This is a genomic window from Chrysanthemum yellows phytoplasma (assembly GCF_000803325.1).
GTDB lineage: Bacteria > Bacillota_I > Bacilli_A > Acholeplasmatales > Acholeplasmataceae > Phytoplasma > Phytoplasma asteris.
This window is the reverse complement of the sequence record NZ_JSWH01000126.1, coordinates 1-1245: the sequence shown is the minus strand read 5'-3', so window position 1 is coordinate 1245 and position 1245 is coordinate 1. Positions and strand designations below refer to the sequence as shown.

At 23.1% G+C, this 1245-nt stretch carries 2 protein-coding genes and 1 pseudogene; all 3 read right to left on the bottom strand.

Annotated features, from left to right (window positions below; translation table 11 throughout):
• Positions 1–353: 353 nt before the first annotated feature.
• The gene (locus OL66_RS02520) at positions 354–767 is read right to left on the bottom strand and encodes a hypothetical protein (RefSeq protein ID WP_238568804.1); all 414 of its coding nucleotides are present in this window, start codon (positions 765–767) and stop codon (positions 354–356) included.
• Positions 768–832: 65 nt separating this feature from the next.
• Positions 833–967, bottom strand: a complete 135-nt coding sequence (locus tag OL66_RS04560; RefSeq protein ID WP_425319137.1) for a DUF2963 domain-containing protein — start codon at positions 965–967, stop codon at positions 833–835.
• Between the two features lie 3 nt (positions 968–970).
• Positions 971–1054 (bottom strand): annotated as a pseudogene (locus OL66_RS04555) (DUF2963 domain-containing protein); the annotation flags it as partial.
• Between the last annotated feature and the right edge of the window lie 191 nt (positions 1055–1245).

Below are 1245 nucleotides of genomic sequence, written 5' to 3'. Positions count from 1 at the left end.
AATATTTCTTTAGTTTGAAAAGATATGAAATTATCTATTAATTTTTAGCCTTAAAGAACAATTTTAAAGACAAAAGTTGTCTAAAAAAATGCAACAGCGCAAATCTTTCTCCATTAAAAGTTGCTGATTTAGTTAATTGAAATAAAACATGAGTATGAATTTCTTTTTGATCCTGATGGTTTTCATTATTAGAAATGATATATGAGATTTCTTTTTTTTAGAAGCCATTAATTCTTTGATATGATTATGGATTTTATCTTTACCTAAAGGACATTTAGAATAAGTTAAAAAGATGTCTTTTGTTTTTAATTTAAATTTATTTTTTTTCATTTTAATTCTCATTTATTTTTAAATTAAGCTAATAAAGCAATAGGAGCAGCAATAGGACCTAGAGATGCAAATATAGGTGTTAGAACTAAACAGCTAATAACAACTGCACCTGTGGTTAAAGTTACGACTGCGATATCTTTAACTAATTTATTATCATCGGTATCATAATTTGAATTCCAATCAAATTGATATTGCTCTTGTTCTTGTTCTTGTTTTTCAGTTTGAGGTTTTAATTGTTGTTTTTGTTTTTTAGGTTCTTTTAACTGTTTTAAAGTTTTTAAACATTTTAAAGAATTAATTAATCCAATTATATTTTGAACTTTATTAGTATCATGGATATATTGAGTTTGATATTGAGATTGGGTTTCAAGTTTATTTTTATCTTGAATTGATTTAAATAATTTAGGTAATCTTAAACCTAAAAGGAATAAGAGCATTAAAAGAATAATGACAATGAAGATAATCCAAAAATTTAAGATTATTTTTCTTTTCTTATTCATAATTAAAGATTTTTTTCTTCTTTAACAGTTCCATCTGGGTTGTAATATGTTATTTTAATTTTAGTACCTGTTATAGGATTATATTCTATACTATAATTTAGTTTTTTACCACCATCTTTATATGTGTCTTCTTTAATTTTTTGACCTGTTTGAGAATCAAATGTTTCTATGTAAAATAGAGTTTTACCATCATCATGATAATTAATTCTTTTAATTTCTTTTTTAGTTTGAGAATCTCATATTTTAATATAATGTATATTTTTACCATCTAGACGATAAACTATTTCTTTTTCAGTTGTTAATTCATCAACTTCGTTTTTAATCTTATTAAGAATCTCATTATATATTTCTTGTTCTTGTTCTGTATTAATATTAGATTTTAAATGTTTTTCTTTTTGATTGCTCAGATCGGAAG

What these genes read in the sequence shown, in the direction of transcription:
- OL66_RS02520 (WP_238568804.1), bottom strand. Translation starts at nt 767, where the DNA reads ATGCTCTTATTCCTTTTAGGTTTAAGATTACCTAAATTATTTAAATCA.